Source organism: Acinetobacter sp. 1124_18A (assembly GCF_052824995.1).
The window spans coordinates 799472-820817 of sequence record NZ_VTDF01000001.1; the positions used below are offsets into that span (position 1 = coordinate 799472).

22 protein-coding genes are annotated in these 21346 nt (G+C 36.5%); 17 read left to right on the plus strand and 5 right to left on the minus strand.

Annotated features, from left to right (window positions below; all coding sequences use genetic code 11):
• The 13 genes from FY048_RS03895 to FY048_RS03955 all read left to right on the plus strand — a co-directional run bounded on the left by FY048_RS03895 (position 1) and on the right by FY048_RS03955 (position 14307).
• Positions 1–1698, plus strand: a complete 1698-nt coding sequence (locus FY048_RS03895; protein WP_446090199.1) for a fatty acyl-AMP ligase — start codon at positions 1–3, stop codon at positions 1696–1698.
• 17 nt (positions 1699–1715) lie between these two features.
• Positions 1716–2204: a DUF2165 family protein gene (locus tag FY048_RS03900; protein WP_446090200.1), complete on the plus strand. Its 489-nt coding sequence runs from the start codon at positions 1716–1718 to the stop codon at positions 2202–2204.
• The gene (locus FY048_RS03905; protein WP_446090201.1) at positions 2201–3283 is read left to right on the plus strand and encodes a Rieske 2Fe-2S domain-containing protein; all 1083 of its coding nucleotides are present in this window, start codon (positions 2201–2203) and stop codon (positions 3281–3283) included. Before FY048_RS03900 ends, FY048_RS03905 begins: the two co-directional genes overlap by 4 nt.
• Positions 3284–3330: 47 nt before the next feature.
• Positions 3331–4431 carry an aromatic ring-hydroxylating oxygenase subunit alpha gene (locus tag FY048_RS03910; protein WP_446090202.1) on the plus strand — a complete coding sequence of 367 codons (1101 nt, stop codon included), beginning with the start codon at positions 3331–3333 and terminating at the stop codon, positions 4429–4431.
• Positions 4432–4463: 32 nt separating this feature from the next.
• On the plus strand, positions 4464–5096 hold the full coding sequence (locus FY048_RS03915) for a glutathione S-transferase family protein (protein ID WP_446090203.1): 633 nt from the start codon (positions 4464–4466) through the stop codon (positions 5094–5096).
• Positions 5097–5101: 5 nt separating this feature from the next.
• Entirely contained in the window at positions 5102–6265 is a 1164-nt protein-coding gene (locus tag FY048_RS03920; RefSeq protein WP_446090204.1) for a winged helix-turn-helix domain-containing protein, read from the plus strand.
• An 875-nt stretch (positions 6266–7140) separates the two neighbouring features.
• Complete coding sequence (locus FY048_RS03925; protein WP_446090205.1) at positions 7141–9414, plus strand: molybdopterin-dependent oxidoreductase; 2274 nt, start codon at positions 7141–7143, stop codon at positions 9412–9414.
• Between the two features lie 227 nt (positions 9415–9641).
• Positions 9642–10682 (plus strand): GTP 3',8-cyclase MoaA, encoded by a 1041-nt coding sequence (gene moaA, locus FY048_RS03930; protein ID WP_446090206.1) that lies wholly within the window; start codon positions 9642–9644, stop codon positions 10680–10682.
• On the plus strand, positions 10683–10937 hold the full coding sequence (locus tag FY048_RS03935; RefSeq protein ID WP_446090207.1) for a MoaD/ThiS family protein: 255 nt from the start codon (positions 10683–10685) through the stop codon (positions 10935–10937).
• Between the two features lie 3 nt (positions 10938–10940).
• Positions 10941–11426 (plus strand): molybdenum cofactor biosynthesis protein MoaE, encoded by a 486-nt coding sequence (locus FY048_RS03940; RefSeq protein WP_446090208.1) that lies wholly within the window; start codon positions 10941–10943, stop codon positions 11424–11426.
• A gap of 23 nt (positions 11427–11449) precedes the next feature.
• On the plus strand, positions 11450–12373 hold the full coding sequence (moaCB, locus tag FY048_RS03945; protein WP_446090209.1) for a bifunctional molybdenum cofactor biosynthesis protein MoaC/MoaB: 924 nt from the start codon (positions 11450–11452) through the stop codon (positions 12371–12373).
• Positions 12373–13608, plus strand: coding sequence for a molybdopterin molybdotransferase MoeA (locus FY048_RS03950; protein ID WP_446090210.1), 1236 nt, complete (start codon positions 12373–12375; stop codon positions 13606–13608). The genes moaCB and FY048_RS03950 overlap by 1 nt, the downstream gene beginning before the upstream one ends.
• 216 nt (positions 13609–13824) lie before the next feature.
• Positions 13825–14307, plus strand: coding sequence for a winged helix-turn-helix transcriptional regulator (locus FY048_RS03955; protein WP_004791810.1), 483 nt, complete (start codon positions 13825–13827; stop codon positions 14305–14307).
• A gap of 16 nt (positions 14308–14323) precedes the next feature.
• Here the strand turns inward: FY048_RS03955 and FY048_RS03960 are convergent, their stop codons facing one another.
• Positions 14324–15715, minus strand: coding sequence for an aminotransferase-like domain-containing protein (locus tag FY048_RS03960; protein ID WP_446090211.1), 1392 nt, complete (start codon positions 15713–15715; stop codon positions 14324–14326).
• Between the two features lie 123 nt (positions 15716–15838).
• Here FY048_RS03960 and FY048_RS03965 point away from each other — a divergent pair, with 123 nt between their 5' ends.
• Positions 15839–16702, plus strand: a complete 864-nt coding sequence (locus FY048_RS03965; protein ID WP_446090212.1) for a DMT family transporter — start codon at positions 15839–15841, stop codon at positions 16700–16702.
• Positions 16703–16704: 2 nt separating this feature from the next.
• Here the strand turns inward: FY048_RS03965 and FY048_RS03970 are convergent, their stop codons facing one another.
• From FY048_RS03970 to tusD, 4 genes are read right to left on the minus strand one after another with little or no spacing between them, the layout of a single operon-like run.
• On the minus strand, positions 16705–17016 hold the full coding sequence (locus tag FY048_RS03970; RefSeq protein WP_049836897.1) for a TusE/DsrC/DsvC family sulfur relay protein: 312 nt from the start codon (positions 17014–17016) through the stop codon (positions 16705–16707).
• 18 nt (positions 17017–17034) lie between these two features.
• On the minus strand, positions 17035–17319 hold the full coding sequence (locus FY048_RS03975; RefSeq protein ID WP_446090213.1) for a DsrH/TusB family sulfur metabolism protein: 285 nt from the start codon (positions 17317–17319) through the stop codon (positions 17035–17037).
• A gap of 17 nt (positions 17320–17336) precedes the next feature.
• Positions 17337–17687 carry a hypothetical protein gene (locus FY048_RS03980; RefSeq protein WP_446090214.1) on the minus strand — a complete coding sequence of 117 codons (351 nt, stop codon included), beginning with the start codon at positions 17685–17687 and terminating at the stop codon, positions 17337–17339.
• Positions 17688–17731: 44 nt separating this feature from the next.
• A complete protein-coding gene (gene tusD / locus FY048_RS03985; RefSeq protein ID WP_004791822.1) occupies positions 17732–18100 on the minus strand; it encodes a sulfurtransferase complex subunit TusD in 369 nt (122 codons plus the stop codon).
• Positions 18101–18165: 65 nt separating this feature from the next.
• Between tusD and galE the strand changes: the two genes are divergently transcribed.
• The 3 genes from galE (at position 18166) to FY048_RS04000 (ending at position 21205) form a co-directional block, all read left to right on the plus strand.
• A complete protein-coding gene (galE, locus tag FY048_RS03990; protein WP_446090215.1) occupies positions 18166–19173 on the plus strand; it encodes a UDP-glucose 4-epimerase GalE in 1008 nt (335 codons plus the stop codon).
• 116 nt (positions 19174–19289) lie between these two features.
• On the plus strand, positions 19290–20684 hold the full coding sequence (gene fumC, locus FY048_RS03995) for a class II fumarate hydratase (protein WP_446090216.1): 1395 nt from the start codon (positions 19290–19292) through the stop codon (positions 20682–20684).
• 203 nt (positions 20685–20887) lie between these two features.
• On the plus strand, positions 20888–21205 hold the full coding sequence (locus FY048_RS04000) for a hypothetical protein (protein ID WP_446090217.1): 318 nt from the start codon (positions 20888–20890) through the stop codon (positions 21203–21205).
• The last annotated feature ends 141 nt before the right edge of the window (positions 21206–21346 follow it).

Below are 21346 nucleotides of genomic sequence, written 5' to 3' on the forward strand. Positions count from 1 at the left end.
ATGAATATTGAGATGAGTTTACCTCAGATTTTAGCTGATAGAGCTCTAACTATGGGTGATAATGATTTATATCATTACATTCCACCAAGATCTAATGTACCTTTGAAATTAACTTATCGTCAATTACATGAGCAATCATGTCAGATAGCAAGTGTATTAAAGGATTACGGTTTAAATGGTAAAAATGCATTACTAATGTATCCTCCAGGACTTGATTTTATTAAAGCATTTTTTGGGTGTATGAGAGCAAATGTTTCTTCAATACCAATGTATATTCCTTCAGGTAATATTCCTGATAATCGTTTATTAGGTATAGTTGAGACAGTAGAGATTAAAATAGTTCTTACAATTAAAAGTAAAGAACAACAAATAAGAAGTCTGCTCCTTAATTTATTTCCTGATAAAGAAATATTAATAATAGCTACAGATGAAATCTTGTTGAGCAGTCCAGCTATTAGAGAAGATTTAATTATTGATTTAGAGCAACCAGCTTTAATTCAGTTCACTTCTGGTTCAACCTCTACACCTAAAGGCGTGATAGTTACTCATTCTAATATTGTTAATAATCAATATATGATTGAAAGAGGCTTCAACCGTCATGCCAAAACTTCAGGTGGGGAAACAATAGTAAGCTGGTTGCCCTTTTTCCATGATATGGGGTTAATTTGTAGCATTATGCATCCAATTTTCATTGGTGGCTGCTCCGTTTTAATGTCACCTGTTGATTTTCTTCAAAATCCCTATAAGTGGTTAAAACTTATTTCTGATTACTCAGCCGAAATTGCTGGTGCACCAAATTTTGCTTACGACTACTGTGTATCTCATATAGATAAGTCGCAGATTGAAGATTTGGATTTAAGCAGTTGGAGTGTTGCTTATAGTGGATCAGAAATGATTAGACCCTCAACAATGAAAAGGTTCTTTGAGAATTTTTCTAATTATGGTTTTAGAAAAGAATCGATTTTTTACTGCTATGGAATGGCAGAAACAACATTGTATGTATCAGGTTTCACGGGGGGATTTGAAGAGTCTGAAACAGACTCATCTGTGGCATGTGTTGGGATTCCTGATGAAAAAAGTGAGGTCGTAATAGTTGATGAGAATAAGTTGCCTCTTAATGATGGCCAAGTAGGCGAAATTTGGATTAGAGGTCCACATGTAGCACCTTGTTATCTTAATAATCCTCAAGCAACTGAGGCTGTCTTTGAAGCCAAGTTAAGTAACCAAAGTGAGGAAGAAGATAAACAATACCTTCGTACAGGTGATTTAGGATATATGAAGAATGGTTTTCTTTATATGGTAGGTCGTTTAAAAAATGTTCTTGTTTTAAATGGAAAGAATTACTTTGGTGAAGAAGTTGAATACTATATTTCAAAATCTAATGATTATTTTGTAGATTCAGGCTCATGCCTTATTCAGTTGAATGAAGGTTTGGAAAATTCTGAAGTAATTTTTATGCAAGAAGTACATAAAAAAAATATTGAACAAGTTAAGTCTGATTTAGTTAGTTTAGAAGAATCTGCGATTAGATTAAGACGAAATGTTTTAAATGATTTTAAATTGCCAATTCATAGATTTATTTTTTTGCGTTCAGGACGATTGCCTCGCACTTCAAGTGGAAAGATAGATCGTGGTCAAGCTAGAGATTTTATATTAAGTGCAGAAGAAAATTGTATATTAAATGTAGAAGTTAATTGATATTAAGAGTAAATGAAGTGATTCGTATATTAAAAATTTTATTAGTACTGTCTATTGCAGGATTTGGAATAGCAGGTTTTATGAGTAATATGGTCGACTATACTGCGACTAGGGAACAAGTAAAACAAGTCTTAGAGATGGCTCCTGGTACTCCTGGTATTGAATGGAGGAGTATACATACTGAAATAGCAATAGATATTGGTTTTGCGCTGATATATATGACTAAATTAGTAATGGCATTTCTTTGCCTTATTTGTAGTTTTCAAATGATTAAGAATATAAATTCGGATACAGAAACTTTTCAAGCTGCAAAGCATTTAGGAATAGTAGCTTGCGGAGTTGGGGTTATTATGTTTTTTATAGGTTTTATTGTATTCACCGAAACCTATTTTGAATATTGGCGTGTACCTGTTTTAGGGGTGGCAACGCATGATTTTGCATTTAGTTACATTACGATGTTATCTCTTTTCTTTATTATTTTAGCCCAAAAGGATTATTTGAAATGATTAAAAAAAATTATCCAAATCAAGCTTGGTATGTTGCGGGTTGGAGTAATGAGTTTAACGATAAAAAACCTCTAAAAAGAAAAATTTTGGGCGAGGAAATAGTTTTCTTTAGGAATACAAATGGGGATATTGTTGCACTTGAGGCTATGTGTCCGCATCGAGGAGCTGATTTAAGTATAGGTTGTATTGTAAATGGTAATATTCAATGTCCATTTCATGGTTGGCAGTTTGATAGCAATGGTAAGTGCGTTGTAGTTCCATCACAAACGTCGTCTCAAAAAATTCCCTCAAAAGCAGTAGTTAAATCTTATCATGTTGTTGATAAGCAAGGTATTATTTGGATTTGGGGAGGTGATTTAGATCCTGATTTACAACCACCATATTACGATTTTTTAGATCCTGATTTTGGATTAGGAATGAGACGAGTCCAAGATATACCAAGGCTAGCTAATGGTCCATTTCTATCAGTAGTTGAAAATGCTATTGATAATACGCATCCACCATTCATTCACCTTGGAACTTTGGCGGGTGAGCCGTTAATTGTTGCTGATCAGGTTATCCGTTTTGATGAAGATATGCGTGGGTTTTGGGGGCAGCTGGATCCAAAAAATACTGTACATGATTCGGTGGAAGGCACAGAGGGAATATTGGGTATAAGCCGTAGGCTCATGAATATTACAAAGTTAAATCGTGAGGAAAGCTATTTCCGTTTTGATCTGGGAGGAGTAGTTTATTTTTATGACAAATTTTTATCTGGCCATGAACAAGTAGCTTTATTTATGGCTACACCTGCCGATGATACACACACTTGGTTTTTTGGTGAGCATATACGTTCTTTTGCTAAAAATAAATTAGTAGATTTTATGATTAAAAAATGGGCGAGAAAATTAAATGATGAAGATATGGAACATGTTGAACTGATGTTATCTTCAAAGAAAATTCATGGTATTGATAACCCAGTTAGTGTTGTAGCAGATAGACCAGCTTTAGCCTTTAGAAAGATTTTTTTCAAAAATTTAAATCAAGAAAATAGGGATAGCTTTGCTTTGCAAAATTCAAATGATTTTATCGAATCATAAAATTTTAATTAGTAATATTTATTAATAATAAATTGGATTTCACAATTATGAAACAAGTAAGTAAACTCGGTTTGGAGAGAGAGAGTTATATTTCTGAAAATATTCTATCTCAAGAGTGGTCGAAAGTCTTTTCAAAAAATTGGAGTTTTGCTGGGACAGTAAATGATGTTATTAATAATGGGGATTACATGTGTGTATTACATGGTAAAAACTCATTAGTTATTATTCGTGATCATCAAGGAATTTTAAAAGCTTTTCATAATATTTGTAGACACCGTGGTACAGTTTTACTTAAAGGGAAGGGGAATATTTCTGATACTAAAGGGGTCCAATGTGGTTACCATTGTTGGCGTTATAACCTTCAAGGCGATTTAGTTTCTGTACCTCAGGAATCTACTCAATTTGAAAACATTAATAAGAAGAATTTTTCTTTATATCCAGCCGCAATTAAAATTTTTAAAGGTATTATTTTTGTTCATTCAGATGAAACCCAAAATGAACATTTTGATGAATGGTTAGGCGATTTTAAAAAACATTTTGGACCTTATGATTTAAACGATTTAGAAGAATTATATAGCCAAGAATATATAATGAACGCAAATTGGAAACTTTTTGTCGAGAACCATATTGAAAGTTATCATTTATGGTATGCTCATAAAAATTCTATTTTAGGCTTGGATCATTATAAGCAAGTAAATCATTATTATAATGGTCATTGGTCATTTTTTCAGCCAACTATTGTACACGGAAAAATGGCAGAGTTTGAAAAATATATTCCATCGACAATTATTGCCCCTAGTAAAGAATGGTTTGGCTCGGGCGACCATCTTTTATATCCAAATTTTGGAATAGTTACGGGCGCTAAATTTGTAGCATTTTTAAGAGTTTTACCAATTACGTCAGATAAGAGTCAAATTGAAATTCGTGTCTTTGGAAAAAGTGTTTATGCACAAGTAGATTTTGGTAGTTATTATGAAGAATCAGGAAGTAGCAAAGAATATAATGTTAATTTAGAGGATATTGAATTATGTGAAAAGGTTCAACAAGGTATGAATTCAGAATACGGAGGACTTGGAGTTTTAGCAAAAAATTATGAACTTTCAATACAAAAATTTCATGAAAAATACTTAAATGAAATGTCAGCTTAAATCTAAACTTAATAACCAATAGAGATATATAAATGATTAAATTATATGGTAACCCTTATTCAAGAGCTAATAGAGTACGATGGGCACTTGAGGAGACTGGTCAATTATATGAAGAAGAATTAGTTACTCTAGACTCAAATGGTACTAGATCAAAAGAATTTACTAAAATTAATCCAAACTCTAGAATTCCTGTCATTAATGATGAGGGTTTGATTTTATTTGAATCAATTCCAATATGTATATATATTGCGAAAAAATATGGTGCAGAATTTTTATATGTTAAAGATATAAAAGAAGAAGGTTTACTACTTCAATGGTCTGTTTGGGCAATGACTGAATTGGAAAAATATATTGAAACAGCATCTCTTCATATGACTTGGTATTCAGCACCTCAAAAGGATTTAACAATTGGTGAAAATGCTCAAAATGAAGTGATTCGTTGTTTGAATATGTTAGAAAGTACAATTAAAGATAGTGGATATATTGTGGGGGAAAAATTTACTATTGCTGATTTAATAGTAACTGAGGTATTAACTGGTATTGTTTTTGCAAAAATTAGTTTGGATAATTTCCCATCTATTCGTAATTATTTAAAGAAAAACTTATCCCGCCCAGCAGCTACTAAAGCTTTTGCGCCTGATATTATTGAACCTTACCTTAAATAAATTTTATGATTTCTTCCTTAAGGAACATAGCCTTGAGAAATCAAGGCTTATGTAATACAGCTAAATTTGGAGAAGGTCTGAATGGAACTATTCAGGCCATAGAGAGTCTAGGTTATGTGCAAATTGATACATTATCAGTAGTTGAACGTGCTCATCACCATATATTATGGAGTAGAGTTCAAAACTATAGCCAAGATCATTTAAATATACTTATTCGTGAAAAAAATATTTTTGAATATTGGTTTCATGCAGCCTCATACTTACCTATGAAAGATTATCGTTTTTCATTATTACAGAAAGAATCAATTAGTAGAGGTGAAAATAGATATTTTAATTTTTCAGATAAGAAATTAATGCATGAAATTTTGTCTAAAATTAAAATTGATGGTGAGTTAAAATTACGAAGTCTTGAAAAAGGATCTCAGAGTAATAAGGGCAATTGGTGGAATTTTGGTCCAGCACGACGTGCACTCGAGCAGCTATTTATGCAAGGTGATGTAATGATCTGTGAGCGTGATGGAATGGAAAAAGTATACAATTTGAGAGAACGTTGCATACCTGACAATATTGACCAAAGTATTCCAACAATTCATGAATATGCTTTATATTTATTTAACTCTACAATCAGGGCACATGGTGTATTTACATGGAAACAGTTGCTTCATTTAAAAGTGGGGAAAGAATTACGTGAGTCGATGAATGAAATTTTGCAAGAAAAAATTAAAAGCAAAGAAGTTCTTAAGATTAAAGATATTGTTAGTGGTGAAATATATGTAGATTCAAAGCTGTTTGATGAGGTTCATTATACTGCGAATAATGTAAAAATTTTATCACCTTTTGATAACCTTGTAATTCATCGGGATAGATTGGAATCTCTCTTTAATTTTAATTATAGATTAGAATGTTATGTTCCTGTTGAAAAACGTATTTATGGATATTTTTGCTTACCTATTTTATTTGGAAATAGTATTATTGGTAGAATAGATTGTAAGGCAAATCGTCCTGAAAAGAAATTGGAGATATTAAGTTTTCATATGGAAGATAAAATTAATAATTTTGATAAAAATGAATTTTATCAATTATTATGGAGTGAAATTTTAAGATTTTCAAATTTCAACAAATGTATTGAGGTTGAAGATAAAAATGAATACTTTAGCAGTATAAATTAATTTTCATTTTGCTATTAATATTTAATGGGCTTATCTATTGCTTTATAGGTAAGCCTTATATAAATTTACTACCCTTATTCGAGACGTTTAATCTCTACCATGAAACTGAGAATGAAAATATTTATTTGCGATTGGGGGAGAGTTGGCTTTGCAATCATGTGTCATTGTTTCAACTATTACATAAATAATTCGCAGAATTAGGTCCTCAATGTGCTATCTCAACGGTCTTATTTTTGAATTAGCCAACACAGGTTTATTTTCCACACTTTAGTGTGATAGTTCAGAATTATTCGATCAACAGAAAGCTCTAGATCAACAACTTCGTCCTGATAGTGAACGTGAGTTAGAAGAAGATATCAAAGTAGTAGAAATCTATTCAGTCGATTTCAATTTACTGTCAATAAATTGAGGAAAAGAAGGCTTCTCACGACAGATTATCGTTTTTGATCATACTGGTGATTTCATTCTGTTGAATCGTGTGTTATCTCATAGTTTAGTAAATGGAATAAATGGGGAAAGAAGCGTAGGATACATTAATTCTCTCCATCTGTACTATTGTAAGTAAAAGTTTTAGATGATCAGTCGTTGATTTAAACCTTTGCAGATCATCTATATAATTATTTTTTGCATGCTCTTCTTTAAATACTTTTATACGAAATAACTTGTCATTCAAAGAAGTCTTAATTGTTATTTTATAAAATTATTACAATCTCGAAATATGTGTCAAAAATCTCCCATCATTTGTCATTTAACGGATGGGTGTCCTAACAAATTTTTAAGTGATGTGTTCTTGACTATTTATTATATGAGTTCTATTTTGGAACTTGTTGTTTTAGTTCCATCCATATGCATAAAAATAAAGGGAGTTAATCGGAATGGTAGAAGCGCTGAAGCAAAATAAAACAGATGTGACCGCATGTATTTTGTGTTCTAGGAACTGTGGTTTAAGTGTCGAAATTAATGATAATCAGTTTGTCAAAATTAAAGGCAATCCTGAACATCCATTTTCTCAAGGCTACATTTGCCAAAAAGCTGCCAGATTACAGCACTATCAGCAACATGCAGACCGTTTGACCACACCTTTAAAACGCCAGCTAGATGGTTCATTTCAAGAAGTGAGTTGGGATGTTGCCATACAAGAAATTGCCGATCGATTAGTACATATTAGAGATAATTTTGGCGGGACTGCTTTTGCTTCTGTTGGGGGCGGTGGTCAAGGCAATCATCTCGGTGCAGCATATGGCCGACAACTTTTGCTGGCCATGAAAAGTTATTATGCTTACAACTCTCTTGCTCAAGAAAAAACAGGTGATTTCTGGCTCAATGGACGTTTGTTCGGTAGTCAGGCTTGCCATACCACAGAAGATGTTGAACACGCTGACTACGTTCTTTTTATTGGAACAAATCCTTTTCAGGCCCATGGCATTCCCAACGCACGAGACACGCTAAAACATATTAAGAAAGATCCGAACCGAACTATGGTGGTGTTCGACCCACGTGTTACCGAAACAGCCAAACAAGCAGATATTCATGTGCAATTAAAACCCGGAACAGATGCTTTTTTAATGTCGGCCATGATTGCGATCATTATTAAAGAAAATCTTTATGATGCAGCATTTATTGAGCAGCACACGCAAGGTTTTGAAGACGTAAAAACAGCATTTAGCCGTGTGCCGATTGAAGACTATATTGCCAAAGCAGATGTTCCAGTCGACTTGATTTATCAAGTGGTTCGAGATTTTGCCAAAGCTAAAAGAGGCTGTGTGCGGATTGATTTAGGTATTCAACATACTTTAAATACGACATTAAATGGATATTTAGAAAAACTACTGTACTTAGTGACTGGAAACTTTGGAAAGCAGGGTACCAATAATTTGCATACCATGTTTATTCCGATCTTAAGCGATACAGATGAAAGAAAGCCGAAATATAGACGTAGTGTTTATCATAAAATGTTCCCGATTTCTGGGTTCTTCCCGCCTAATATTTTACCCGATGAAATCTTAAAGGCAGGGGAAAAGCGAATTCGCGCAGTTTTTGTAGATAGCTGTAACCCGTTACTAACTTATCCTGATACACCTGCTTATGAGGAAGCATTTAAAGCATTAGATTTGTTGGTTGTGGTCGATGTTGCCATGACGGAAACCGCTAGGTTTGCGGACTACATTTTGCCAGCACACACCCAGTTTGAAAAATGGGAATTTACTGGTTTTAATTTGGAATTTCCTAAAAATGGTTTTCACCTGCGTCATCCTGTATTGACCGCTCAAACGAATACTTTGCCAGAGGCAGAACTTTATACACGATTACTTGAAGCCATGCAGGTGATTCCAAAACGCTTTCCAATTTTAGAAAAAATAGCTTCGGTCGACTCGAACAAAACAGCCTATTTACCTTACTTGTCTGCATTAGGGCTTACGTTTGCGAGAAATAAAAAATACATTCCTTTTGCAGCCTCAATTCTCTATCGCACTTTAGGTAAACAGTTAGAAAAATCAGCTGGTTCAGTTGCTTTTTTATTGCCTTTATCGATTCAATATGCTGTCTTACACACCAAAGCGGTGCGCCGTGCGGGTTACAAAGGTAATCCTTTAACTTTAGGCGTTCGTTTATTTGAACAAATTTTAAAACAACGTTCAGGCATCGTGTTATCGCAACATGAATATGACGAAATCTGGAAATTAGTTGCTTATAAAGATAAGAAAATACGCCTTGCTATTCCAGAGATGTTAACTGAGCTAGCAAATTTAAAAAATCATCAGGTTAATGCTGAAGAATTTCCATTCATACTTTTATCAGGTGAGCGACGTAGCTATAACGCCAATCAAATTTACCGTGATCCAGCTTGGCGAAAAGTAGATGCTGAAGGGGCTTTACGAATTCATCCTGAAGATGCAAAGCACCTAAATGTAGATGCAGGAGGTCAGCTTAAATGTATTTCACAACATGGAGAAATTCAGGTTACTGTAGATTTTGATGAGGGAATGCGAAAAGGTGTGGTGTCACTTCCACATGGCTACGGCATGCGCTTTCAAGATGGTGAACCAATTGGACCACAATTAAATCGACTAATTTCCGCTGAACATTGTGATCCATTATCTAAAACGCCGTATCATAAATATGTTCCCATCCGCTTAGAAAAGTGCTAGAAATAATGTAAGGCAAATAAGAGATTAATGCTGCACCAACTTTATACAGTTTTAAAATTACAGTGAAGTGGTGCAGCCAAAGGTCTATCAAAAAACCGAAGAAGTTATGGATGATAAATAGAATTGGAACAAATTTTGCATAAAAATCAGAGCACCAGTGAAGAGCAATTTTCTATTTTAATTGCCCAGAAAAAGTGCCAGCAATATTTGAACTGTTCTCGACATGAGTGCAAAAGATGAAACAATATCACTCTGAAAATACGCCATCTGTTCTACAAGACCAATATGGGCGTATCAAGCGAAAGTTACGAATTTCGGTAACCGATCGCTGTAATTTTAAGTGTGTATATTGCATGCCTGAACATCCTGAATGGTTAAATAAACAAGACTTGCTTAGTTTTGAGGCGCTCTTTCAGTTTTGCCGTTTTATGGTGCAACAAGGTATTGAAAGCATCCGTATTACAGGCGGCGAACCATTAATGCGTCAAGGCATTGTCCATTTCATTCGTGATTTACAAGCTTTAAAAGCATTAGGTCTAAAACGCATTTCAATGACCACCAATGGCCATTATCTTGCTAAATACGCTAAGCAGTTAAAAGATGCTGGTTTAGATGATTTAAACATTAGTTTAGATAGTCTTGATTCAATTCAATTTAAAGAACTCACCAAGAAAAAATTAGAACCAGTTCTTGAAGGTATTCAAGCTGCAAAAGATGCAGAACTACCCTTTAAAATTAACTGCGTGTTAATGAAAGATAAAAATGACGATCAAATCCTACCTATGGTGAGATGGTCAATTGCTAATCATATTCCGCTACGTTTTATTGAGTTTATGCCGCTTGATGGTGATGCACTCTGGTCAAATAAAGATGTGGTGAGTGAAGCTGAAATTTTACAGGCATTGCAACCGCATTATTCGATACAAGTCATCGAGCAACAACATGAGCCAGCGCGTCAATATCTGCTTAACAATAGCTACGCTCTAGGCATCATTTCCACCATTACTCACTCATTTTGCCACCAATGTGACCGTATACGACTAACGGCGCAAGGTGAGCTATATAACTGTCTCTTTGCTCAGCAGGGTTTAAATATTAAGCCGCAGCTTCAAGCACTATTACGCGCGCAGAACTCAACTGATCATGTGCTGCATAGTCAGCACTTAAAAGATCAAGTTATGCCGTATATCTGGAATAAAGCCAAAGGCTTTCATGCCTTACAAAATCAACAAACCCGTAAAATCAGTATGCATATGCTTGGGGGATAAATGCAGCAATCTATCCAAATTAAAATCGAATCATTTGGTGCAATTGAAAAATTGCTTCCACAAAATCTTTCGTTAGTTTTCCTCACCGATATTTTAGTTAAAGATGTTTTAGATGAAATTGTTTCGTTGCATCCGGAATGTACACAGGCCATGGAAAAATGTGCATGCGCTATTGGCGATAATGTCATAACAAGGCAATCTGCCTTAAGTCAGCCATGTACTTTGGTTTTATTATCACCAGTTGCAGGAGGATGAGCTATGCGAGATTTTGCACGTATACAGGAGCAGGCTTTAAGCCTTGATACCTTTGATCCTATTGAATCATTTCCTGAATGCGGTGGAATTGATATTTTTATGGGTACGGTTCGTAACCATCATGAAGGTAAAGCTGTTAAAGCACTGAAATATACCTCGTATAAACCGCTTTCTGAAAAAATGATACGTGAAATTGAACTGGAAATTGAGAAAAAGTATCAGGTATCTTATGTGCGAGTGGTTCATCGGATTGGATATCTAGATGTGGGTGAAATAGCAATCATTGCAATTGCTTATGCAGCCCATCGCCGTGAAGCTTTTCAAGCATGCGAAGAAGCGGTTGAGCGAGTAAAACATGAAGTGCCTGTGTTTAAAGAAGAGTTCTTTACAGATGGTACAAGTCACTATGTAGAAGGCTGCTGTATTCGTAAGGATGCACCGCAAGAACACAAGCATCACCATCATGCCGGCCATGAACACTCACACTGAAATAAGCAAGACTAGGATAAATAATGAAAAACGTAGGAATGAAGCCGGAGAGTTATCGAGTTGCTGAAGCACAAGCCATTTTATATGCACCACCGCACTGTATTGAATTATTAAGACAAGGAAATACCGAAAAAGGGGATGCCTTAAAAACTGCACGTGTTGCAGGAATTTTGGCAGCAAAACGAACTGATGAGCTGATTCCTTTGTGCCATCCACTGCCGATTTATCGCGCAGATGTTGAATATGAATTAGAACATGATTTTGTAAAGATTATTACCGTGGTCGAAACCATTGGTCCGACTGGCGTAGAAATGGAAGCCTTAACGGCTGCAAGTCTTGCAGGCTTAACCATTTACGACATGTTAAAACCACATTGTGAACCAGAAGAGCTCTGGATGGATCAATGTAAATTGCTTAAGAAAAAAGGTGGAAAATCACACTTTAAGCGAGTTCTTCGTCAGCCTGTTTCGGCTGCTGTTATTGTGCTGTCCGATACTGTCGCAGCGGGTAAAAAGCCAGATACTGCCGGAAAATCTGTGGTTGAAACTTTAACCGAGGCAGGATTCGACCCGATTCACTACCAAATTTTGCCAGATGAAGCGGATACTTTAAAAAACTTAGTGCTTGAGTTGAGCAAGTCATATGCTTGCATTATGACCGTCGGCGGTACTGGAATTGGTAAGCGAGATATTACGGTTGATACGCTAGAGCCTCTTCTTGAGCGTAAGCTAGATGGGTTAATGGAAGCTGCGCGTTCATTTGGGCAAAAACGCACGCCATATGCTGCAATGTCGCGTGGAGTAGCAGGTTTTATTGATCGTTCTTTAGTGGTGACTTTACCGGGAAGCCGTGGTGGAGCAAGTGAATCAATGGCTGCTATTTTACCTGCCTTAGTCCATATTTTTGATGTTTGCCGTGATTTACCACATCCGGGAGGCTACGAATAATGTCAGGTTGTGGCACAGAACGTGGGTTGATTAGCGTAGATGAAGCAATTGAGCTGATTAATAACCGACCAAAAAAACTAGGTTCAATTCAGCAAATTCTTCAAAATAGCCTAAGTAAATATCTTGCTAAAGAAATTTATTCAGAAATTAATTTGCCAAGCTTCTCTCAGAGTGCTGTAGATGGTTACGCACTTTGTAGCCACGCAGACGATTTAAATAATCAAAAGTTTCAGGTTACTGGCGAGATTCGTGCTGGAAGTGAAAGTCATGAAATTCTGAGTGAAGGACAGGCAATTCGTATATTTACTGGTGGCAAAATTCCTGAAGGCACAACGCATGTTGCGCGGCAAGAAATAGTAGAGGTCGTTTCAGCACAAGAAATTTCGTTAACTGAACATATTCGCCATCAAGCTGATATCCGTTTTACGGGTGAAGAAATCAAAAACGGACAGTTGCTTGCCCAAGTTGGACAGTTTTTAAATATTGGAAGCTTAGCTGCTTTAAGTATGGCGGGTGTACAAACGGTTGACGTTTATCGTGCACCGAAAGTCGCTGTTTTAGTCACTGGTGATGAAGTTGCCGAAAAAGCAGAAGATCTTGCTGAAGGTAAAATCTTTGATGCAAATGGTCCATTACTAAAAGCTTGGTTTGAAGATTATGGCTTAGAGATTGAACTCATTCATGTGGCAGATGAAGCGGCGCAAGTCACGCATTACTTTAATGAGTTAAAAGATAGTCATGATGTCATTATAACGACAGGTGGTGTATCTGTAGGTGATTATGACTTTGTTCGACCATGCGCTTTTGAGACTGGCTTTGAACAGATCTTTTGGAAAGTAAAACAAAAGCCGGGTAAGCCACTCTTTTTTGCTGAATATTCTCAACCTGAAAAAGATCACCGTTGTTATTTGCTGGGGCTACCGGGTAATCCGGCTGCGGTCTATGTATCAATGCAAGTTTACGGTAAAGCATTGCTCGACACTTTGCAGGGAAATCAAACAGGGCCAGATTGGTTTAGTGCAATCTTAGATCATGATTTAAAAGAAGATGCGCGTGAACGTTTTCTACGAATGCATGCTTATTTTGACAATGGACAACTTAAAGTTAAAAGTCTGGCAAAACAGCAATCACACATGCTCAGTAATTTAATGCAGGCCAATTGTCTGGTGCGAATTTCAGCAAGTGTGAAACTAGAAGCAGGCCATATATTGAAGGGTGTATTCATCTCAAATTAGTTATAAAAGATCATGAATATGACTTATTATGAAAACGAGTGAGTTATATTTATTTAGCAATATTTAATAATAATTGCCTGTTTTTTCATAATGAAAATTTTTTATAAAGTTGATAAGAAGTTATTTTTATAATGAATCTTGCATAAATCGTGGTAAGTGGTTTAGGGTATAAACATTAGGGCCGTTAGGCTAGGAAATATCGAGGAACGCATAAAGATGAAATGGGATGACATCGGTGATCAACCTTGTTCGGTTGCTCGTATGCTATCAGTGATTGGCGATCGATGGACGATGCTAATATTACGTAATGCTTTTATGGGAATACGCCGTTTTGACGATTTTCAAAAATCATTAGGCGTAACTCGTCATGTCCTTTCAGATCGTTTAAAGCGTTTGGTTGAATATGAAATTTTAGCCAAAGCTCCTTATTTTGATCGTCAAGAACGCTTTGAATATCGCCTTACTGATAAGGGGTTTGAACTTTATCCAATTATTTTATCGATGGCGAATTGGGCAGATAAATGGATGGATCAAGGTTTAGGCAAACCTTTAGAGTATCGTCATAAAACTTGTGGCCATAAGTTCGAACCAGTTATGGTGTGTTCAGTCTGCCATGAACCTTTACATGCTAAACAAGTGCAAGTTTCAGCTGGACCAGGCTATTTTGCATATATTGAACAAAAACAGAAACAAGCTTAATTTACCCTGCTATAAATTATGAAGACTCTTGTTGAATCGCATCAGCTAGAGTCTTATAAATGTGGTCATGATTTGACTGTGTCACATTAAAACGTATGAATTGACCAGCATTGGGAGCTTGGCTAAACGCATTTCCCGGTGCAAGAATAACTTGATGGTTAATACAATATTTTGCAATTTTTGAAGCTTCAACACCCTCTGGCAAATGACACCAAACAAAAATTCCCGCTTGAGGCTTAATCCATGGCTTTATGCCCAAAGGTTCTAGTTTGGTAATGGTATCGTGCATTGCTTTTGCTAAACGAACTTTTAATAATTCTATATGTTTACGGTAAGATCCATCAGTTAAAGCACTTAATAAAACTTCAGCCGATACCCCATTGTGAGAAAAGCTTGTGGCAATTTTTAGGTCAGTGAGCTGATCAATCCATTCTGGTTTTGCAATGATATAACCACAGCGAATAGATGCTGATAACGTTTTAGAAAAACTTCCAATAAAAATTACACGTGACAGATTATCCAAAGCCGCAAGCCGAGGAGCAGCGTTATATTCAAAATCTGAAAAAATATCATCTTCAACGACAATCAAATTAGATTGTTCAATGAGTTTTAATAGTTGATGTGCTGTAGAAAGAGAAAGTACTGCTCCAGTTGGATTGTGAATTCCTGAGTTGGTGATATAAAGACGTGGATTGTAAGTCTCAATTGCTTCTTTAAATGCCTCTAAGTCAGGGCCTGTTGGTGTGTAGGGAATACCAATAACTTTGACTTGATGAACTTTAAGTAATGCATGAAAGTTGAAATAACAAGGATCATCAATCAAAGCGACATCATCGGGCTTTAGTAAAAAACGGCAAACTAAATCAATCGCTTGAGTTCCTGAGTCTGTTAAAAGTACCTGATTAAGATTCGCCTCGATACCTTTTGCTTGAGCACGCCTTGCTAGTAAATCGCGTAGAGCTGGTAATCCCAATGGTGTTGAATAACCCATTAAACAATCATCAGGACTTTTCGCGGCCGTCCTTAAAGCTTTACGAATACTGTCTAATGGCATCCAGTCATCAGGTAGCCAACCGCAACCGGGCTTAAAAACATCTGCTTTCGCTTCCAAAGATTGACGTGAAATCCATAATGGATCGACTGAACGATCTAATTTAGGGCCTAATTCACTTAAAGCTAAAGGTGCAAGAGGGCCAACAATATAAAAACCAGATCCAGTTCTTGATTCGATTTTGCCTAAAGCAATTAATCTTTCATACGCTTCTACAACTGTTGATACTGAAAATCCCAGATCATTTGCTAACTTACGAACAGAAGGCAAGCGTGCTCCCGGCAATAAAGATCGATTTTTTATTTGTCGCTCAATCTCTGAAATGACAATTTCAATTTTTGTTTTGCTCTGATTCACGCGCTTAAAATCCCAACTGTATTGGTTGTTAATACATAACAGTTCTTTTGAATTGTACTGCTTTGTATCTGGTTTTATCACCTTAGCACAGCTTAAATTCTTCGTATAGTGACGGAGAAAATTATGAATAGGTTTATGAATGGCTGGGTGAATGGTTTTATTGGCGTGGCTATTTTTGCGGGGTCACTACCAGCAACACGTGTAGCTGTAATGGGGTTCGAACCGGGCTTTCTAACCGCAGCACGTGCGGCAATTGCTGGTATTTTAGGGCTTATTCTTATATTGGTTTTAAAACAAAAGAAACCAGCCAAACAAGATTGGTGGCCTCTTGCCATTGTTGCTTTAGGGGTCGTGATCGGTTTTCCGTTGTTTACAGCACTTGCTCTACAGCACATGAATGCAGCTCATTCAATTGTCTTTGTTAGTCTTTTACCGCTTGTAACTGCAATATTTGCTGTACTCAGAGGCGGAGAAAAGCCGAATCATTTTTTCTGGATATTTGCAGTATTGGGGAGTGCGGTTGTTTTTGCCTATATGTTCTTCCTTTCTGGTGATACATCACTTGGAATAGGGGATTTTTATATGTTGATGGCGATTATTTTCTGTGGTTTTGGCTATGCAGAAGGCGGTGTGCTTTCAAGAAAAATAGGCGGGTGGCAAGTCATTTGTTGGGCACTTATTTTGTCATTACCTTTTATGCTGTTTTTAACTATTTTCTATATGCCAGCTTCATTCCAAAGTGTGTCTCCATCAGCTTTAGTCGGTCTTATTTATGTGTCTTTGTTTAGTATGCTCATTGGCTTTTTCTTTTGGTACAAAGGACTTGCACAAGGCAGTATTGCTGCCATAAGTCAACTACAACTTTTACAGCCTTTAATGGGGCTTGCTATTGCAGCGGCTTTATTACATGAACATGTGAGCTGGTCAATGTTAGTGGTCACAGCAGCAACTATTTTATGTGTCGCTGCTGCTAAAAAGTTTACTTAACTTTATAAACAATTTGCTGGTTTAGGAACACCTGCCAAACGACTCAAATGACGGGCAACTAAACCAGTATTAAATTGTTGTTGTAAAACAGTATTATTAATCTCTGGGCTTACCGTTTTCATTAAAAATTTGATGAGTGGACGGGTTGCTGGAGAATGTCCAAACTGTTGATAAAACTGACGCACAGCAGCTAAAACTTCGAAATGCCACTCGGTCAATTCAATATCAAGTGACTTGGCAAGCTCTTGTGCAACTTCAGGATTCCAGATTGTATAATCAACCAAATGACCATCTTGGTCTAATTCTAAATTCATGAAACCAGCCTAAATATATTATTTAAAAGAAATACAACGATTAAATGTTAAAACAAGATCTGCAAATTGATCATAGTCCAATACATTCATCTGAGCTAAAGTATCTTTATCGATTAAGTCTTTTTCTATGCTTAAGCACGAAACAGATGCAAACTGTTGAATCATTTGAGCTGAAAGCCGTGCAACAGAATCACCCATAAAAATAATTTGGTCACCTTTCTGATAAAGATGACTTAATTCATCAATAATATTCGGTGTATTGTGATAAGTAGATTGCACAAGATAAAGTGTTGATGGATTCATTAAAATTACACCTTCATCTACCAATATAAGACATGGTCAAAAGACTGAATGAACTCATTATTTAACTGAATGAATTCGAGCTCTTGTTCGGTTTGCTGAACAAAAGGATTTTGCTGATTTTTGCTTTCGATAAGAATGGGGCTTAAATCATAAAATTCAAAGCTTTCGACCATATTTGATGCGACTTTGAAAGCATGGTGAAGTTGACTAAAGCTTAAGTCATTTTGTAAAAGGCTAAGTGCACCATCTTTCAATAATACTTTGACTGGTGAGCCAAAGGTTGCTAAAACCATAGTAGCGGAAAGGCTTTCATTGATTTGAAGACTGGTTAAATTGGCTTGGCTTAAAATGACGAGTACAGATTTCACACAATATACCTTTTAAAAGCAACAATCTAAGCAAACAAAGTAACTTAAAATTGAATAAGACGAGATGCTGACTGTACCGCATCAGCAAGTTCACCTAACCCGACGAGTTGAAAGTCTTTGGCAAGGTTGTGATGAGTAAGGTGATGGCGACTGGCATTTTCTGCATCGGTAATACCACGAGCGAGGGCAGCACTCACACATACAGGAAGTCGAATCGCAAGCTTTTGCCATTCATGCGTTAAATTACGCTGGTCGTCAGGAACCCATTGAAAATCATTAGCAACCTGCACGCCGTCTTGGTAAAAGAATACACGAAAGTCTTCATTTTTACTTTTGAGCGCCTGAGCAAGTCCTAACGCATGCCAAGCATGAATGGAAGTAGGAGCAGAGGTAATTAGTAGTAATGTACTCATTGAGAATTCACTATGGTCATACGTCTAAATGGGCGTAGATGCATTAAGATAAAGGTAAGTATACAATGATTTTAGTGACAGGTGGTTTAGGCTTTATCGGTTCACATATTGCTTTGAGTCTCATGGCTCAGGGTCAAGAAGTGGTAATTGTCGATAATTTGGCTAATTCGACCTTGCAAACGCTGGAACGGCTAGAGTTTATTTCTGGTATGTACGTTCCATTTGTTAAACTTGATGTACGTAATACACCAGCATTGAATAAGGTCTTCGAGCAATATTCAATTGATGCGGTTATACATACTGCTGGGTTTAAATCAATTGAAGAATCTAATCTTAAACCTCTTGAATATTATAATGATAATGTCAGTTGCATCATGAGTTTACTACGTGCCATGCAACGCACAGGTGTTCGTCACTTTATTCATCTGTCTAGCCTTGCCGCTTATGGAAAATCGGGTTTGCAATTAAGCGAAACAGACGAATTCAATTATACCTATCCTAATCCTTATATTAAGTCTCAACAGATGATTGAAGAAATTATCCGTGATACTTATAAAATTGATCATGAGTGGAAAATTGCGATCTTGCGCTTATCTAATATTGTAGGTGCATTTGAACATGGGGTACTCGGAGAGTATGTCGCACAGCTTCCTAAAAATATTGTACCGCTTGCCATGCAAGTTGCTGCAATGCAACGTGATCTGATTGAATTACAAGATCAAGCTGAAACATCAGATCATACGACTGAACGCAGTTTTCTACACGTTTTAGATGTGTGCGAAGCTGTGACTGCAAGCTTACATTGGCTGCGTGATCAAACACATTGCTGTGAGGCATTTAATATTGCCCATGATCAAGTTCACTCTGTTCGTCAATTACTAGATGAAATTTCACAAGTAACCCAAGCTGAAATTCCGACTCAACCCGCAATTTACAAACATGTTGAGTTAGGTCAAGTTGCGGCAGATATAACCAAAGCAAAAACATTATTGAATTGGGCACCTAAACGTCCGTTAAAACAAATGATTGAAGATGAATGGCGCTTTTATCAAAATACATTAAATGGAAGATAAGATAATGATTCTTATTTACAATAATGGAATGCTTGAGTACGATACTAAAAATTAACTAGCCAGAGCAAATACTTGCTTCAGCCCGTAAGTTCTTTAACCAGACAACTGAGGTTTCTATGCAAACACGAATTGAACATGACACTATGGGTGAGATTGAAGTTCCAAATGAAGCATTGTGGGGAGCACAGACTCAACGCAGCTTACAGAACTTTAAAATCGGGCAAGAACGATTACCCCGTGCCATGATTCGGGCAATGGGGCTGGTGAAAAAGGCTGCTGCAATAACCAATGCTGAACTTGAACAGTTACCACAAGATTTGAGTCAATACATTGTAGGTGCGGCTGAAGAAGTCATTGAGGGTAAGTGGGATTCACAGTTTCCTTTAGTGGTCTGGCAGACGGGTTCTGGTACCCAAAGCAACATGAACTGTAATGAAGTGATTGCCAATATTGCGAACCAAAAATTAGGTCAAGCGTTGGGTGCACAAAAACCAGTACATCCAAACGATCATGTCAACCGTGCTCAATCAACGAACGATTCATTTCCAACCGCTATTCACGTAGCAGCAAGTTTGCAAATTAATGAATTGCTTATTCCTGCCGTAGAACAGCTGAAAACGACTTTGCAAAAAAAATCAGATGAGTTTCAGTCTATTGTTAAAATTGGTCGTACCCATTTACAAGACGCAACTCCATTAACACTAGGTCAAGAATTTAGTGGCTATGTCTCTCAGCTTGAGCATGGATTAGTTCGTTTGCAACAGGCATTGACAGGTTTATATGAAGTACCATTGGGTGGTACTGCGGTAGGAACAGGACTAAATGCACATCCTGACTATGCAGTGAAAGTAGCTGCTCAACTTGCTTTGCTTACAGGCTTACCATTTGTGACTGCTCCAAACAAATTTGAAGCATTGGCAGGACGTGATGCAGCTGTTTTTGCTTCTGGTGCATTAAAAACGCTTGCAGTTAGTTTAAATAAAATTGCGAATGATATTCGTTGGTTGGCTAGTGGTCCACGCTGTGGTTTCGGTGAAATCCGTATTCCAGAAAATGAACCTGGTTCAAGCATTATGCCGGGCAAAGTAAACCCGACACAAAGTGAAGCAATGACCATGGTTGTTGCACAAGTGCTTGGAAATGATACGACCATTAATGTGGCTGGTGCTTCAGGTAACTTTGAATTAAACGTATTTATGCCAGTGATTGCTTACAACTTATTGCAGTCTATTCAGTTGCTTGGCGACGCGTGTAATAGTTTTAATGATCACTGTGCGGTGGGAATTGAACCTAATCAGGATAAAATTGATCACTTCTTACATAATTCGCTCATGTTAGTCACCGCTTTAAACCCAGTGATTGGTTATGAAAATTCTGCAAAAGTTGCAAAGACTGCCTACAAGGAAAATAAAACTTTGAAACAGGTAGCTGTTGAGCTTGGTTTAGTTACAGCAGAACAATTTGATGAAGTGGTTAAACCTGAAAAAATGGTTTCACCAAATAGTAAATAATCTCTCCTAATGGGCTTTTTTATTCTTAATTACTTCTGTAATATCCGCGAGTTGCTAAGTACAACAAAAGTCCTGAATGATCAGCGCAAAAAATCATAAGGGGAAGGCCTACTTGAAAAAGTAGGCTTTTTTTATATCTTGAAATATGGATGTCATATCTAGACTTTATTTTTGCTACGTTATTTTATTTTAAGTTCAAATAAATGAAAAAGACTAAATCAATAGTTGTTTTAGCAATAACAGCTTGTACCTTGTCGGGTTGTCTACAAATGTTTCCACCTACGGTAGCTGAGCTGAACTCTGGGGTTTATCAACTTCATGCTCAAAGTAATGCATTTGGTTCAAGAGAAGCTTTGAGGGCAAAGTTAATCGGTAAAGCAGAAGAAATATGTAAAGATAAGGGTTTTGATGAGTTGGATAGCAATAACAAAATCGTAAATCATCATACTGTCTATAATTCAGGAATGCTTATTCCTGTAAATACCAAAGCAGCCGTGTTGAAAGTTAAGTGTAAAGATTAATTTAAATAGAAGTTAAACCATTAGAAAGTTAATTCTGTCAGACGTATGGCAGTACAAGAAACCCGACTAACTATCGACTAATGGCGGGGTTTTTTATTATTAAGTATTTCTGTAATATCTGTATATGAATTCAGCACGGAA

Coding starts and splice junctions, on each gene's coding strand:
- FY048_RS03895 (WP_446090199.1), top strand. CDS start 1: ATGAATATTGAGATGAGTTTACCTCAGATTTTAGCTGATAGAGCTCTA.
- FY048_RS03905 (WP_446090201.1), top strand. CDS start 2,201: ATGATTAAAAAAAATTATCCAAATCAAGCTTGGTATGTTGCGGGTTGG.
- FY048_RS03910 (WP_446090202.1), top strand. CDS start 3,331: ATGAAACAAGTAAGTAAACTCGGTTTGGAGAGAGAGAGTTATATTTCT.
- FY048_RS03915 (WP_446090203.1), top strand. CDS start 4,464: ATGATTAAATTATATGGTAACCCTTATTCAAGAGCTAATAGAGTACGA.
- FY048_RS03920 (WP_446090204.1), top strand. CDS start 5,102: ATGATTTCTTCCTTAAGGAACATAGCCTTGAGAAATCAAGGCTTATGT.
- FY048_RS03925 (WP_446090205.1), top strand. CDS start 7,141: ATGGTAGAAGCGCTGAAGCAAAATAAAACAGATGTGACCGCATGTATT.
- FY048_RS03935 (WP_446090207.1), top strand. CDS start 10,683: ATGCAGCAATCTATCCAAATTAAAATCGAATCATTTGGTGCAATTGAA.
- FY048_RS03940 (WP_446090208.1), top strand. CDS start 10,941: ATGCGAGATTTTGCACGTATACAGGAGCAGGCTTTAAGCCTTGATACC.
- moaCB (WP_446090209.1), top strand. CDS start 11,450: ATGAAAAACGTAGGAATGAAGCCGGAGAGTTATCGAGTTGCTGAAGCA.
- FY048_RS03950 (WP_446090210.1), top strand. CDS start 12,373: ATGTCAGGTTGTGGCACAGAACGTGGGTTGATTAGCGTAGATGAAGCA.
- FY048_RS03955 (WP_004791810.1), top strand. CDS start 13,825: ATGAAATGGGATGACATCGGTGATCAACCTTGTTCGGTTGCTCGTATG.
- FY048_RS03965 (WP_446090212.1), top strand. CDS start 15,839: ATGAATAGGTTTATGAATGGCTGGGTGAATGGTTTTATTGGCGTGGCT.
- FY048_RS03970 (WP_049836897.1), bottom strand. CDS start 17,016: ATGAATTTAGAATTAGACCAAGATGGTCATTTGGTTGATTATACAATC.
- FY048_RS03975 (WP_446090213.1), bottom strand. CDS start 17,319: ATGAATCCATCAACACTTTATCTTGTGCAATCTACTTATCACAATACA.
- tusD (WP_004791822.1), bottom strand. CDS start 18,100: ATGAGTACATTACTACTAATTACCTCTGCTCCTACTTCCATTCATGCT.
- galE (WP_446090215.1), top strand. CDS start 18,166: ATGATTTTAGTGACAGGTGGTTTAGGCTTTATCGGTTCACATATTGCT.
- fumC (WP_446090216.1), top strand. CDS start 19,290: ATGCAAACACGAATTGAACATGACACTATGGGTGAGATTGAAGTTCCA.
- FY048_RS04000 (WP_446090217.1), top strand. CDS start 20,888: ATGAAAAAGACTAAATCAATAGTTGTTTTAGCAATAACAGCTTGTACC.